Origin of the sequence: Trichococcus flocculiformis (assembly GCF_900113645.1) — a bacterium.
Taxonomy (GTDB): domain Bacteria; phylum Bacillota; class Bacilli; order Lactobacillales; family Aerococcaceae; genus Trichococcus; species Trichococcus flocculiformis.
The window spans coordinates 1-13,044 of record NZ_FOQC01000066.1; the positions used below are offsets into that span (position 1 = coordinate 1).

Annotated in this window: 16 protein-coding genes and 1 rRNA gene; 13 read left to right on the plus strand and 4 right to left on the minus strand. The window is 44.3% G+C overall.

Annotated features, from left to right (window positions below; all coding sequences use genetic code 11):
* Nucleotides 1-968: IS4 family transposase (locus tag BMZ71_RS13455; RefSeq protein ID WP_177187597.1), on the minus strand; the 968-nt coding region annotated here is incomplete at its 3' end.
* 210 nt (nt 969-1,178) lie between these two features.
* Between BMZ71_RS13455 and BMZ71_RS13460 the strand changes: the two genes are divergently transcribed.
* The 7 genes from BMZ71_RS13460 (at nt 1,179) to BMZ71_RS13490 (ending at nt 6,421) form a co-directional block, all read left to right on the plus strand.
* On the plus strand, nt 1,179-1,577 hold the full coding sequence (locus BMZ71_RS13460; protein ID WP_086990667.1) for a hypothetical protein: 399 nt from the start codon (nt 1,179-1,181) through the stop codon (nt 1,575-1,577).
* Nucleotides 1,578-1,746: 169 nt separating this feature from the next.
* Nucleotides 1,747-2,190: a MarR family winged helix-turn-helix transcriptional regulator gene (locus tag BMZ71_RS13465; RefSeq protein ID WP_068561182.1), complete on the plus strand. Its 444-nt coding sequence runs from the start codon at nt 1,747-1,749 to the stop codon at nt 2,188-2,190.
* A gap of 151 nt (nt 2,191-2,341) precedes the next feature.
* Nucleotides 2,342-2,845, plus strand: a complete 504-nt coding sequence (gene ybaK, locus BMZ71_RS13470) for a Cys-tRNA(Pro) deacylase (protein WP_086990677.1) — start codon at nt 2,342-2,344, stop codon at nt 2,843-2,845.
* Between the two features lie 39 nt (nt 2,846-2,884).
* Nucleotides 2,885-4,273, plus strand: coding sequence for a bifunctional metallophosphatase/5'-nucleotidase (locus BMZ71_RS13475; RefSeq protein WP_086990666.1), 1,389 nt, complete (start codon nt 2,885-2,887; stop codon nt 4,271-4,273).
* Between the two features lie 9 nt (nt 4,274-4,282).
* Nucleotides 4,283-5,002: a YutD family protein gene (locus tag BMZ71_RS13480; protein ID WP_245734446.1), complete on the plus strand. Its 720-nt coding sequence runs from the start codon at nt 4,283-4,285 to the stop codon at nt 5,000-5,002.
* On the plus strand, nt 4,992-5,786 hold the full coding sequence (locus BMZ71_RS13485; protein WP_245734447.1) for a TIGR01457 family HAD-type hydrolase: 795 nt from the start codon (nt 4,992-4,994) through the stop codon (nt 5,784-5,786). Before BMZ71_RS13480 ends, BMZ71_RS13485 begins: the two co-directional genes overlap by 11 nt.
* 41 nt (nt 5,787-5,827) lie before the next feature.
* Nucleotides 5,828-6,421 carry a TIGR01906 family membrane protein gene (locus BMZ71_RS13490; RefSeq protein WP_245734449.1) on the plus strand — a complete coding sequence of 198 codons (594 nt, stop codon included), beginning with the start codon at nt 5,828-5,830 and terminating at the stop codon, nt 6,419-6,421.
* A gap of 216 nt (nt 6,422-6,637) precedes the next feature.
* On the opposite strand, the gene BMZ71_RS13495 is transcribed toward BMZ71_RS13490, so the two are convergent.
* On the minus strand, nt 6,638-7,144 hold the full coding sequence (locus BMZ71_RS13495; protein ID WP_086990661.1) for a phosphatidylglycerophosphatase A family protein: 507 nt from the start codon (nt 7,142-7,144) through the stop codon (nt 6,638-6,640).
* Nucleotides 7,145-7,196: 52 nt separating this feature from the next.
* Here BMZ71_RS13495 and BMZ71_RS14990 point away from each other — a divergent pair, with 52 nt between their 5' ends.
* A complete protein-coding gene (locus BMZ71_RS14990) occupies nt 7,197-7,349 on the plus strand; it encodes a hypothetical protein (protein ID WP_157080393.1) in 153 nt (50 codons plus the stop codon).
* Between the two features lie 178 nt (nt 7,350-7,527).
* On the opposite strand, the gene BMZ71_RS13505 is transcribed toward BMZ71_RS14990, so the two are convergent.
* Both BMZ71_RS13505 and BMZ71_RS13510 read right to left on the minus strand, forming a co-directional pair.
* Nucleotides 7,528-8,517: an NAD(P)/FAD-dependent oxidoreductase gene (locus BMZ71_RS13505; RefSeq protein WP_068561188.1), complete on the minus strand. Its 990-nt coding sequence runs from the start codon at nt 8,515-8,517 to the stop codon at nt 7,528-7,530.
* A gap of 51 nt (nt 8,518-8,568) precedes the next feature.
* Entirely contained in the window at nt 8,569-9,078 is a 510-nt protein-coding gene (locus tag BMZ71_RS13510) for a divergent PAP2 family protein (protein ID WP_068561189.1), read from the minus strand.
* Nucleotides 9,079-9,243: 165 nt separating this feature from the next.
* On the opposite strand from BMZ71_RS13510, the gene BMZ71_RS13515 reads away from it, so the two are divergent.
* The 5 genes from BMZ71_RS13515 to BMZ71_RS13535 all read left to right on the plus strand — a co-directional run.
* Nucleotides 9,244-9,828 carry a peptidylprolyl isomerase gene (locus tag BMZ71_RS13515; RefSeq protein WP_086990657.1) on the plus strand — a complete coding sequence of 195 codons (585 nt, stop codon included), beginning with the start codon at nt 9,244-9,246 and terminating at the stop codon, nt 9,826-9,828.
* Between the two features lie 208 nt (nt 9,829-10,036).
* A complete protein-coding gene (locus tag BMZ71_RS13520; RefSeq protein WP_245734448.1) occupies nt 10,037-10,468 on the plus strand; it encodes a CvfD/Ygs/GSP13 family RNA-binding post-transcriptional regulator in 432 nt (143 codons plus the stop codon).
* On the plus strand, nt 10,465-10,851 hold the full coding sequence (locus BMZ71_RS13525) for a hypothetical protein (RefSeq protein WP_093234164.1): 387 nt from the start codon (nt 10,465-10,467) through the stop codon (nt 10,849-10,851). Before BMZ71_RS13520 ends, BMZ71_RS13525 begins: the two co-directional genes overlap by 4 nt.
* Before the next feature lie 56 nt (nt 10,852-10,907).
* Complete coding sequence (locus tag BMZ71_RS13530) at nt 10,908-12,254, plus strand: glucose-6-phosphate isomerase (RefSeq protein ID WP_068561192.1); 1,347 nt, start codon at nt 10,908-10,910, stop codon at nt 12,252-12,254.
* Nucleotides 12,255-12,911: 657 nt separating this feature from the next.
* A 16S ribosomal RNA gene (locus tag BMZ71_RS13535) occupies nt 12,912-13,044 on the plus strand; the annotation flags it as partial.

Sequence of the window (13,044 nt, forward strand, 5' to 3'; positions counted from 1 at the left end):
AAGATTGCAAGCCAATTTTTGGAGCGATTTCGGTCACGCACGAAGACAATACGGGCCTGAATTTCTTTTTCATTATCGTCCAGTCCCAAGCTGACGACAACAGATGCGAGGATCTTGGCACGACCACGTTTTTTGCGCACAACTTGATACAACTGGGTCAGTGTATACTTTTGCCCTTCATACGTGTAGTAGACGCGGTGCATACGTTTCAGCATACAGACTACCTCGAGTGGATACTCCGAAACCACGCGCTTGATTACTTTTGGAAATGCGAACCAACTATCGAAAAGTAACGTTCGAGCGCAGAGTTGGAGCGGATTTATATCATCAAGCAAGTCGAACAGCGCTTCTGTTGACTTTTTGACGGCTTCCTTCCGACGCTTGTAACCCACGGTGCGCTTATCTATGGTCGGGTTGATTTCCTGGAAACGGTTCGATTGTTTTTCTGAGCTCAATAAAGAGAACGCAAGCGGCACGAAAGTGTTCCCATCCGACCAACCCAAAGTCAGCATGCGAAAGCCACGGACGAACTTCCCAGTGGTATGATCATGAACTAGCGCAAGCATCTCGACCGATTTACTGCGGGCACGGCTGTATAAGGAATCGTCCAAAATCAGGACGCGTTCGCGGTTTTCTGAGACAAGCGGGAGCAAGTTCTGGGTAATGACATTTTGACTCAGCAGCAACAGAAATTTGCGCCAATTATAGGTTGCGTTGTTGAGCAAGCGATAAACCGCATCCTTGGCAGGAGCCTCTGGCTCCCGTGCGGATTCCAATGTCCGATATAAATTTTTCTTTTGAAGGACCAATGAAAAGATGAACTGGACCAGCATTACTGGTGAAATGCCTGCTTCTTTCCGAATATTGGATTGATTCAGTAACGTTCCCAGTTTCTGATTGCGAAAAAATTGATGAACGGAAGAATTAAGTTCCTGATTGATTTGATTTTCTGGTAAAATAGTAGCCATAAGACATCCCTCTTTCGTATGTGTTGTGTGGTAACTACATTTTACCAAAGAGAGGTGTCTTTTTGTGTACATTTTTGATAGTTAAGTCTTTAAGAACATTGACATATCAAAAGATTAAACAGATTTTATAACTGCGAAAGTTGAGTATATTACATTTGGCATAGCGTGTGTATTAGGGAAATCCTGATTCATCACCGAGAAGGAGCTATTATGAAAAATACATCTCTTATTATTTTGGGTTTACTCTTTGCCGTTTTTGGAATCAGTCTGTTTATGCCTTGGATTCTGCTGCCGAACTATGAGACGCTCGCGTTGGATCCAACATCCGGCTATCGGTTTTATTCACAAAACTACTTCATGCTATTGTTATGTGTCCTGATTTTGCTTACGTATTTTCTTCTATTCAGGTTCAGAAAATCCAAACTGTTGCTTTTGCTGGCAGCGGAACTGATCTTTTTGGCGGGAACCATCCTGTCACCGCTTATAGCTAACGGTATGATATTTTTTGACGTAGTGCTCTACGGGTATTATGTCGCGGTTGCAACACTGCTGACCTTGATCCTTTATCTGATGGTTTTGTATTTCGGGTGGAGTGAGCAACTTTCATAGCAATTTACAAAACCGTACGGTACTACTTTGGATGTCCATCCGTGCGGTTTTTTGTTTTGGAGCGATTGCTATTATTCCCATCATGCAAGCGTTTGTATATTTTGACAAACTTTTTCTTTCGTGCTATTATTGCTTCGAAATCGAAATATTAAAGGGAGGTGGTGTTACGATGTCTGCAACAGATCGCGATACTTTAAAGGCCCTTACTGTGTTATTTAAATCATCCCAACATGTACAGGACAAACTGAAGAAAGATATGATGAAGCAAGGTTTGAATTTCTCTGAATTCGCCGTGATGGAATTGTTGTATCATAAAGGGGAGCAACCGATCCAAAACATCGGAAAGAAAGTCTTGCTTGCCAGTAGCAGTTTGACGTACGTTGTCGATAAATTAGAGAGCAAAGGGCTGGTGCAACGCATCCCATGTGCAACTGACCGCCGCGTTATTTTTACAGCCATTACCGAAGAAGGTCGCAAATTGATGGACCGCATTTTCCCGTTGCATGCTGCGTATATCGCAGATATATTTTCTGTCCTTTCAGATAAAGAAGTAGAAACGTTCATTGACTTGGCCAAACGAGTAGGGCTCCATGCCGAGAACTTGGAGCACTAATCAGAATCCAGCGTCAAAATATCAGGGACTGCCGCAGCATTGCGCTGGGAAGTCCCTTTTTTTTGCGCTTTTTTATGCAGGAACCATCACTTTTTCCGGATGCAATCCCTATACATATGGTAAAATAGGCATTATCAGACAAAAAGGAAAGATGACAGTGAAAAATAAGAAAATAACCAAAACAAATGCGATGCGCATGTTGGATAAACAGAAGTGCTCCTATACAGTCCACGAATACGCTTGGTCGGAGGACCACCTCGATGCGCTGTCTGTCCTTGAAAAAATGAGTCAGGATGCCGGCGCGGTCTACAAAACCATTGTAGCGGTCGGCGATAAGACAGGTGTTGTCGTTGGGGTCATCCCGGCGCAGAACGAACTGGACCTGAAGGCTTTTGCAAAAGTCAGCGGCAATAAACGGATCGAAATGCTGCCTTTGAAGGATCTGGAAGCGACCACCGGGTATATCCGGGGCGGCTGTTCGCCGATCGGGATGAAAAAGGCTTTTCCTACCTATTTGTCGCATCATGTCCTTGATGAAAAGAGCGTGCTCGTATCCGGGGGAAAACGCGGTACGCAGATTGAGCTCAGTCCTGCCGACCTGATGATTGCAGCGCACGCCAAAGTTGAAGAGATTACTAAAGAGAAAGATGAATGAAGCACGTTCCTCTTTGTCAACGGAAAAGGAGAACGTATCATGAAGAAATTGCACATCTACCATATCAATGATCTGCATTCGCATTTTGAAAATTGGCCGAAGATCCGACGCTTTTTGTTGGAAAAGAAAGCTTTCCATGAAATGAACGGAGAAGAAGTCCTGCTTTTCGACATCGGTGATGCCTGTGATCGGGTGCACCCTTTGACGGAGGCCACCAATGGCAAAGCAAACATCGAATTGTTGAACCAGGTTCCCTTCGACGCCGTGACAATCGGCAACAATGAAGGGATCGGCAACGACAAACGCCAGTTGGACGAATTGTACGATGATGCCGAATTTCCTGTCGTTTTGGCAAATCTCTACGATCCGGAAACGGATGCTCTGCCAACTTGGGCGCAACCATATCTGATCAAGACTTTGTCCAGCGGTCTGAAGGTTGGGATCATCGGCTTGACGGCACCTCTTTATCTCAGCTATGTTCCGAACGGTTGGGACCCGAAGGAATCGGATGAAGTGCTGCCGAAAATATTGTTGAAAGTAGCGCCGTCCGTTGATTTGATCATCCTACTGTCGCACGTCGGCATCATCGAGGATATCCATATCGGCGAAATGTACCGCTCCATTCCAATCATCATTGGAGCGCATACGCATCATGTACTTCCGGAAGGGAAGCATGTGGATGAGTCCCTATTGTTGGGCGCGGGTAAGTTCGGGAAATACATCGGGCATGTCACGGTCAGTTATGATTCCGACAGGATTTTGGATCGAAAGGCCGAGTTGATTGAAGCAACTACTCTTCGGAAAGAAACTGGCGATCGTGCGGAAGTCGAGGAACTGCAAGAACGCGGAGAGAATCTCCTGTCTGCGATTCCGATTGCGGATAATCCGGTTGAATTGAAAGCAGATGAAGATCATATCAATGATTTATTACTTTTGGGTTTGGACGCGGTGACTGAATATGCCGGTACGCCATTTGCTATCCTGAACTCAGGACTGTTCTTGGAGGATCTACCGGAAGGGATCATCACCAAAAATCATCTGCACCAAATCCTGCCGCATCCGATGCGATTGCTGGAATGCACGCTGACGGGGCGGGATTTCAAAGTCATGATCGATGAAATGGAATCGCAGCGCGAAGAACTGATGACGAAGGAAATAACCGGCATGGGTTTCAGGGGAAGAATTTTTGGGGAGCTCTGCTACCGAGGTTTCGAAGTCAATCCGGTCACGAACCGAGTGACGGTGGGAGGCAAAGAGCTTTCCGATGAGGAAGACATCACCTTTGTGACGGTAGACCATTTCCGCTACATCACCTATTTCCCGACGATCGAAAACGAAGGCCGCAGCCGTCTGTTGTTCCCGTATTTCCTACGGGACGTGTTCGGTCTGCATTTAGAAGAAAAATTTCCTATTACAAGAGAAAAGTGAGGTGCTATCGTGGATAAAAAGGAATTACTGGATGAGTCATTGAAAACGCAAGTGGACTCCTTGCTGGAAAATATTGCGGATGATAGTGAATCGGAAGCAAACGACCGTAAAGAAGAGGAAGAAATTGTTAAGTTATTGGACGACAACCGTCTTTTGGTGGGTACCCAAGAATACGAATTGAGTATCGATCACCGTGAAGGCTTTGATGCTGAAGCGTTAGCCGGAAGATATACCTCCATTCTGAGTAAGTACGATTATATCGTTGGAGATTGGGGATATGAACAATTACGTCTGAAGGGATTTTACAGAAACAACAACAGCAAGGTTTCCCAAGATAAGAAAATCAGCTTCTTGGAGGATTATCTCTATGAATACTGTAATTTTGGTTGTGCCTACTTCGTAATCGAAAAAACGCGTGCGGAGAAAGAAAAAATCACAAAAACCAAGCGCAATCGCAAGCGGAAAAACCGGGAAGCAAACAGAGAAGAACTGCCAGCCGATACAACTGTCCAAACGGCTGCCCAGACAACTCCTGCTCCGACTCAACCGAACAAAAATAAAGAAACGAAAAATGCCGAAAGACCGAAAAGCCAAGGGAAGAAAAAAGGATTCGTGATCAAAGATGTGAACGCGAAGGAATCACAGCCAAAGGAAAAACCTAAAACGACAACAACCAGACCTGCTAAGGGCGAAAAGAAAAGTTTCCAAATCAAAAAGATTGAGCAGTGATCAGGAGGAGAATATCATCAAAAAGTACAAAGGTTATTTAATCGATCTTGACGGAACCGTGTATAAAGGTGCTGAGCGTATCCCGACAGCGGAAATCTTCGTCAAAGAACTTCAGGATAAAAACATTCCGTTCCTTTTCGTCACAAACAATGCAACCAAGACTGCCGCAGAAGTCAAAGCGAATCTGTTGGACAACTTCCAGATCGATGTGACGGAAGACCATATCTACACCAGCGCCATGGCGGCATTGGATCACCTGAATGAATTGAACATCGGCAAGAAGGTTCTGGTTGTCGGTGAAGCATCTTTGAAACAGGAAGTGCAAGCTGCCGGTTTCGAAATGGTCGACCAAGATCCTGATTTTGTTTTGCAGGCGTTGGACCGCGGGGTTACGTATCAGCAATTGGAGGCTGCTTGTTTGGCAATCCAAAAAGGAGCTAAGTTTGTTGCGACGAATCCTGATACCAATTTGCCGACAGAACGAGGTTTTATTCCAGGTGCAGGTGCGTTGACGGCCTTTCTGAAGGCTTGCACCCAGAAAGAACCACTTATCATCGGAAAGCCCTATCCAACCATCATGGCAGGAGCCATCAAACGGATGAAGTTGGAGAAAGATGAAGTCATAATGGTCGGGGATAACTATAATACAGACATTCTGGCTGGCGTCCATTATGGTGTCGACACATTGATGGTCCTGACCGGATTCTCGCAACGGGTGGACATTGAAGGCAAGGATGAGCAACCGACCTACATCGTGAATGATCTGTCCGAGTGGGAAGTGTAGCGATGGGGCAAAAACTGAAATATTTTTTTGGCTATGTAGCCATGTTTTTACTGGTATTGAGTGCGAGTATTGCTTTTACGATAAACTTTACACCGCTTTACAGCTTTGATATTGATTACTTGAACATAGAGCAAATGACTGGATTATCAAAAGACATCATTTTGGATAATTATCGGATCTTGATGCAGTATCTGAATTTGCCCTGGATCACGGAGTTGAAGATGCCCGATTTTCCGGCATCCGAAAGTGGATTATTCCATTTTTATGAGGTTAAACAGCTGTTCTTGCTGGATTACGCCATACTGGGTGTGTCGGCTGTTGTGACCGGCTTATTTTTGCGGATGGTGAAAAAAGAGCAGGGATACTGGCGCATGATGAATCCGTTACGGCTGATGATCGCAGCTCCATTGGCGGCTTTGGCAATTATTTTCATGAACTTTGATCGTTTGTTTGTGGCTTTTCACGGCGTCTTCTTCAATAATGATGCCTGGATATTTGATGCGCGGACAGACCCGATCATACTTGCGTTGCCGCAAGACTTCTTCATGCACTGCTTTGTGCTGGTCTTCGTGCTGCTTGAACTGGTGCTTGTGCTAGTGTACTTCTGGGTACGCAGAAAAGTGAAAACAACATAAAACAAACGAGCTTGAACTGCTATCTACTATGATGGCAATTCAGGCTCGTTTTTGTTTTGGATAGTGCTCGATTTCTCCCCGGGATTTGTCACACTCTCTAAAACGTGTTCTGATTCGCAGGGGATTCCGCCTAAGCTGCTATTACGTCACGGCCAAAAAGCGGCCGTTCTCGTAATAGCTTCTTAGTGCTCATCCCCTCCCGCGAATCATCACACTCTATTTCATTATGTCGCTTTTGTTTGGGTTGTCGTGGGCGATGCGGCTGGCGGCAGCGGCTGCGATGGCGCCGACGATGTCATCAAGGAAAGTGTGGCACTCTGAATCGGATTTGTCGTTCAGTTTCTGCAGGATGCCGGGTTTTACTTTGTCGATGTATCCGTAGTTCGTAAAGCCGATGGACCCGTATACGTTGACGATGGAAAGGGCAAGGATCTCATCGATGCCGTAGAGCCCTTCGTCGTTCAGGATAATATCCGCCAATGGCTGTGAGAGTTCCCCCGATTCGGCGAGTTTATCTATTTCGATACCCGTGATGATCGCGTTCTGAACTTCCCGTTTCAGGAACACGGCCTTAACGTTCTCGATGCATTCATCCATAGTCAAGTTTTCTACATACGACTTTTGGAGATGCAAAACGAGGTCTGCAATATCTTCGACGCTCACACCTCGTTCCTCCATTAAAACTACCGCTCGTGCATGCAACTCGCTGCCTGATTTTACCATATAAATTCCTCCTGGATTCGTATTTGATACTTTTATTATAAGGGAATGACAAGTGAAAACAAAAGAAGAGGCATTTTTGATTCATTATTTGCACTACACTGTTGGATTTGGAAGAGAGGCTGCCTGGGGAAGTAAAAAAAAGGTGCTCTCATTTTATTTTGAGGCTGCTTTATTTAGTTATATTCGTTCGCATACTGCGACATAAGCTGTATGGAAGCACCTTGGATTGGGTCGGTTATACGTGTGATGAACGGAACATGAATATAGGTCAAGTATTCACCTTTTCGGATGCTGGGGTGCGAAAAAAGATGGATATCGGCCAATTATCCATGCCTACAAGCAAAAAGAGGATCATCTCTGAAAGAGACAGTCCTCCATAAAATCTAGAATAAACTGGTACTGTGCATCGGTTGCACGCGGGTGTCCGGATTGATGTAGGCCATCGCATTGTTGACGGCTATTGGGGCTTCTCCGAATCCAGTGGCGATCAGTTTTACTTTTCCGGAATAGGTACCGATGTCTCCGATAGCATAAACGCCAGGGATGGTGGTTTCCATCTTCGAGTTCACGACAACTGCATTTCCTTGAACCTCGAATCCCCATTTCTTCATGCCGCCGATAGAAGACGAAAAGCCATAATTGATCAAAAAGTCATCGATGTCTAATTCCAACGTATTATCCTTCCGGGCTTCCTGAAGGGTTACGCTCGTCAAGAACGCATCGTTTCCGTTGACACTGATAGGAACGAAAGGTGTCATGATCTCAACGGACGATTCTTGCAGTAGATGAACGCTGTGTTCTTGGGCGCGGAATTGCGGCCGACGATGGATTAGATAGACTTTTTTAGCGATAGGTTCCAAAGTTAAGGCCCAATCCACTGCCGAATCCCCACCGCCGCAGATGGCAACCGTCTTGTCGCGGAAACTTTCGATGTTATTCACGAAATAGTGCAGATTAGTATTTTCGTACTTGTCAGCATGTTCTATTTCCAATTTTCTCGGCCGGAAAGCGCCATTGCCGGCGGATATGATCACTGCTTTCGAATAGTGGCGATTTTTGGTCGTTTGAATTTCGAAGATACCATCTGCGTTTTTTTCGAGTTCAAACGCTTCTTCACCGAAAACCAACTTTGTGTCAAAGCGGTCCATCTGTTCTTTCAGGTTCGTTACGAGGTCGCCGCCGGAAATAGCGGGATAGCCTGCGATATCGTATATATTTTTTTCAGCATAGAGCATGCCGGGTTGGCCGCCGAGCTGGGGTAGGGCTTCTATGATTTTGACTTTGGCTTGCCGCAGGCCGGCATAGAATGCCGTGAACATGCCGACAGGGCCGCCGCCGATAATGGTAATGTCGTATATTTCTTTATCTGTCAATTTTCTTCCTCCGTTATTTATGTTCCGGGCGAAATGTCGCCCGGAGCGGTATCAGATTTGTTCGTAGAACATTCTGACGATGAATGTCACAAAAATACCCGTCAGCAGTCCGACAAAAACTTCCGAAGGTTTGTGCCCAAGGTATTTTTTTACGGCCATTTCTTCAGGGTAGATTTTCTCCTCCGCTTCCTCAGCGATTAATTCCTGTTCGTTTTTCGGGAACTTGAGTGACAAGCGGGTCAACTCTTTGATGGCATCTATGAGGACGATCCCTTGTTCGCCGCTCTGGCGACGGACTCCCATCGAGTCGAACATGACGATGACGCCAAAAGTTGTAGCGATGGCTACATAACCGGAGCCGATGCCGTATTGCAGGATAAGCGCCGTTATCAGCGAACTGACGGCCGCCGAGTGGGAACTGGGCATTCCCCCTGTAGTCGTAACAATCGACAAAGAAGTTTTCTTGTCTTTTGAAAAGATTGCAATCGGATATTTTAAAGCTTGGGTGAACATGATAGCTGCCAGGGAACAAATTAGGGGGAAATTCTCGAAAATCATCATTATTTTTCATCCTTCACTTAAATATCTACTTTCCATTTATGATAACATGAATCGATAGATACAACCTAATGAAAAAGAAAAAACGGATTGAATTTTCATTTTTGGAGAATCAGAGGACTAATCTTTTGCATCTTGTGGTAAAATGTAAAAAAAGGAGGATGAATAATGAGTTTATTTCCACAATTACAACCAACAGAAAACGATAAGAAAGTCATTATGAAAACAAATAAAGGGGATATCACTATCCGTTTATTCCCTGACATGGCGCCGAAAACAGTCGAGAACTTTTTAGGTTTGGCTGAAAGCGGCTATTATGACGGCATCATTTTCCACCGTGTCATTGACAACTTCATGATCCAAGGTGGCGATCCTACAGGAACGGGCATGGGCGGATCAAGCATTTGGGGAGATTCTTTTGAAGATGAATTCTCAATGAATCTGTTCAACCTCAATGGTGCATTGTCGATGGCTAATGCTGGTCCGAACACAAACGGAAGCCAATTTTTCATCGTAACTGCAAAAGAAGTGCCGATGAAAATGTTAGCCCAATTGGAAGCGGGTGGCTGGCCTAAAGAAATCGTTGAAGCGTATGCTGCAAACGGTGGAACGCCTTGGTTGGATCAAAAACATACCGTATTCGGACAAGTGGAAGCGGGCATGGACACGGTCTACGCTATCGAAGGCGTGAAAAAAGGCGCTCAAGACAAACCTGTCGAAGACGTTGTCATCGAGAGCATTACGATTCTATAATAGTAATAGTAGGGGCTGAAAGAGTGCCCCCTTTTTCTACTTGAATGAGATTATCCTATTTCCGTCACTCCTGACATTGCTGGAGTGTTTTCAGAGTAGGGGTCACAAAGCCGCCTAAGAGTTGCTTCTGATTAAAGTTGCATCAGAAATTCTATCCTTTCATTTAGGCACGTGGTATAATTATTCGGTACTGTGAGGGGAATTATGGATGAAAATGGAATATAAAATCGGAGACATAATTGAAGGCAATGTAACAGGTATCCAATCATATGGTGTCTTTATTTCATTGGACAAGAATACGCAAGGCCTGATCCACATATCCGAGTGTAGGCATGGATATGTGACCAACCTGGACGAATTCATTCAGATCGATGATAAAGTAGAAGCCAAAATTATAGACATTGATGAGTACACAGGGAAAATCAGCCTGTCTCTCAGGGCTATGGAAAAGTTGGCCACACCGTGTTATCCGGCAAAAAGAAAGAAAAGAAAAAGAAGATACTTACCGCAAATCGGTTTTGAGACATTGAAAGAAATGATGCCGACCTGGATCGAAGAGGCCAAAGAAGACGAGAAAGTTAGGAAATCGACGGGAAATAATCCTGTCTATACGACTTCCGATGATAGGGGACATTCATGATGATAAAAGAAAACATAGTGGCAGGGACTGTTATGGTCACAAATGATGCAGAGGAGACGTACTTTCTGGTCAATACAGAAAACGGAACCTACAGCCTACCTAATGTGAACTTATCCGAAAGTGGAAAATCTCCCTTAGGATCCATAATGGAAGTGTTACTGGCGCATATTGGCATTGAATCTGAGTCGTTGCGATTGCTTGACTTGACGAACATGAGAGGAAATGGCAAAAACATGCCTTTGTTTGTTTTCGATTCATTAGAAAAACCTTCTGATTTGGACAGCTTGCTGAATGAACCCAGCAAGTTCGCATGGAAAAAATCTTCAGAAATCTCGGAAATACTTACTGATTTGGAATTGGACAGTGTACCTATCTACCATTAAGGTGCCTTATTTCCCATCAATAGTCATTTTATAAAAACAAATTAGGAGGATATTAAATGTCACATATTCAATTTGATTACTCTAAAGCTTTGAAGTTTTTTGCACAACATGAATTGGACTACATCCAGTACCAAGTAACAGCCGCTGACAAAGCGCTTCGTGAAGGTACAGGCCCAGGGAACGATTTCACTGGATGGATTGATCTGCCAAAAGATTATGACAAAGAAGAATTCGCGCGCATCAAAGCGGCAGCGAAAAAAATCCAATCCGATTCAGAAGTTTTGGTTGTTATCGGTATCGGTGGTTCTTATTTAGGCGCCCGTGCTGCAATTGACTTCCTGAACAACACTTTCTACAACGTTCAGACAACTGCAGACCGCAAAACACCACAAATTTTCTTTGCAGGCAACAGCATCAGCTCAACGTATTTAGCTGACTTGATCGAAGTGATCGGAGATCGTGATTTCTCAGTTAACATGATTTCAAAATCAGGTACAACAACTGAACCGGCGATCGCTTTCCGTGTCTTCAAAGAATTGTTGATCAAAAAATATGGTAAAGAAGAAGCAGTAAAACGCATTTACTCTACCACAGACAAAGCAAGAGGAGCAGCGAAGCATGAAGCAGACATGGAAGGGTACGAGACTTTCGTAATTCCTGATGATGTCGGCGGACGTTTCACAGTGTTGACACCAGTTGGCCTTCTTCCGATCGCTGTCAGCGGTGCTGATATCGATGCGTTGATGCAAGGTGCTGCTGATGCCCGTGAAGCATACATGAATCCTGATTTGACAACCAACGTTGCTTACCAATACGCGGCTATCCGCAACATCCTTTACCGTAAAGGCAAAGTGACTGAGATTTTGGCTAACTATGAGCCAGGTATGCAATACCTTTCAGAATGGTGGAAACAATTATTCGGCGAGTCTGAAGGTAAAGACCAAAAAGGAATTTATCCAACCAGTGCGAACTTCTCGACAGATTTGCACTCAATCGGCCAATCTATCCAAGATGGACAAAGAAATATCTTTGAGACAGTCGTTAAAGTTGCTAAGCCACGCAAAACAATAGATATTCCTTTAAGTGCAGAAGATTTAGATGGTTTAGGCTATCTTGAAGGTAAAGACGTTGATTTCGTAAACACAAAAGCTTACCAAGGAACATTGTTGGCTCATACAGACGGCGGTGTACCAAACTTGTTGGTTACTATGCCTGAAATGGATGCTTATTCTTTAGGTTATCTAGTGTACTTCTTTGAAATCGCCGTAGGCATCTCCGGTTACCTGAACGGCGTGAATCCATTCGACCAACCAGGTGTAGAAGCTTACAAAAAGAATATGTTTGCACTTCTTGGCAAACCTGGATTTGAAGAATTAGCTAAGGAATTAAACGACAGATTATAAGATGTAAATTACTTCAAGCGGACAATTCGTTGTCCGCCTTTTTTCTTGTGTAGCAGTTCAGAACCCTAAGGGCGGAGGAATTCGAATCGATCTTGTCAGGACTTCCGGAGAGGAGGGCTTCTCTGGAGCAGCACAACCAAAAAAGTTAGTTGTTAAACAATTCAAAATTGGATGTCGGATCCATAAGGATGCTGATACGCTTGTGTTGACAAGGCTTACATTTTTGTGGTAAAGTTTAGTTCCTCGGTAATCCGATACATTTTTTTCAAAATCTGTTTGACATGGATTTGAAATGATGATAGTATTGTGAAGTTGTCTTTTGTAAGGCGACGGCAAGAGAAGATTCATTGTTGACAGCAAGATAAAACGATGTTATCATATGAAAGTTGCTGATTCATCAGTCGAATAGCTCAAATATATTTTTTAAAAGTTGTTGACAAGATGCGGCGGCCGTGATATTATAAATAAGCAATCACGTAATACGTGATGCGCGATTGACCTTTGAAAACTGAACAAAGAATGAACGAACCAAATGTGCAGGGAGCTTAGACATCGGTCGAAGCAAACGAAGGCGATACGTAGTATCGCAAACATAAAGTCAGCAAGAAATTAAGAGCTTTTCAGCTTTTCATGAGGGTTTCTGTACAAGAGCCCACATTACATGAGAGTTTGATCCTGGCTCAGGACGAACGCTGGCGGCGTGCCTAATACATGCAAGTCGAACGGTCTTTTCTATGGAAGCTTGCTTCCACTGAGAAGATAGTGGCGAACGGGTGAGTAACACGTGGGT

What these genes read in the sequence shown, in the direction of transcription:
- BMZ71_RS13520 (WP_245734448.1), top strand. Translation starts at nt 10,037, where the DNA reads ATGAAAATGGAATATAAAATCGGAGACATAATTGAAGGCAATGTAACA.
- BMZ71_RS13525 (WP_093234164.1), top strand. Translation starts at nt 10,465, where the DNA reads ATGATGATAAAAGAAAACATAGTGGCAGGGACTGTTATGGTCACAAAT.
- BMZ71_RS13495 (WP_086990661.1), bottom strand. Translation starts at nt 7,144, where the DNA reads ATGGTAAAATCAGGCAGCGAGTTGCATGCACGAGCGGTAGTTTTAATG.
- BMZ71_RS13465 (WP_068561182.1), top strand. Translation starts at nt 1,747, where the DNA reads ATGTCTGCAACAGATCGCGATACTTTAAAGGCCCTTACTGTGTTATTT.
- BMZ71_RS13515 (WP_086990657.1), top strand. Translation starts at nt 9,244, where the DNA reads ATGAGTTTATTTCCACAATTACAACCAACAGAAAACGATAAGAAAGTC.
- BMZ71_RS13510 (WP_068561189.1), bottom strand. Translation starts at nt 9,078, where the DNA reads ATGATGATTTTCGAGAATTTCCCCCTAATTTGTTCCCTGGCAGCTATC.
- BMZ71_RS13490 (WP_245734449.1), top strand. Translation starts at nt 5,828, where the DNA reads ATGTTTTTACTGGTATTGAGTGCGAGTATTGCTTTTACGATAAACTTT.
- ybaK (WP_086990677.1), top strand. Translation starts at nt 2,342, where the DNA reads ATGACAGTGAAAAATAAGAAAATAACCAAAACAAATGCGATGCGCATG.
- BMZ71_RS13530 (WP_068561192.1), top strand. Translation starts at nt 10,908, where the DNA reads ATGTCACATATTCAATTTGATTACTCTAAAGCTTTGAAGTTTTTTGCA.
- BMZ71_RS13475 (WP_086990666.1), top strand. Translation starts at nt 2,885, where the DNA reads ATGAAGAAATTGCACATCTACCATATCAATGATCTGCATTCGCATTTT.
- BMZ71_RS13460 (WP_086990667.1), top strand. Translation starts at nt 1,179, where the DNA reads ATGAAAAATACATCTCTTATTATTTTGGGTTTACTCTTTGCCGTTTTT.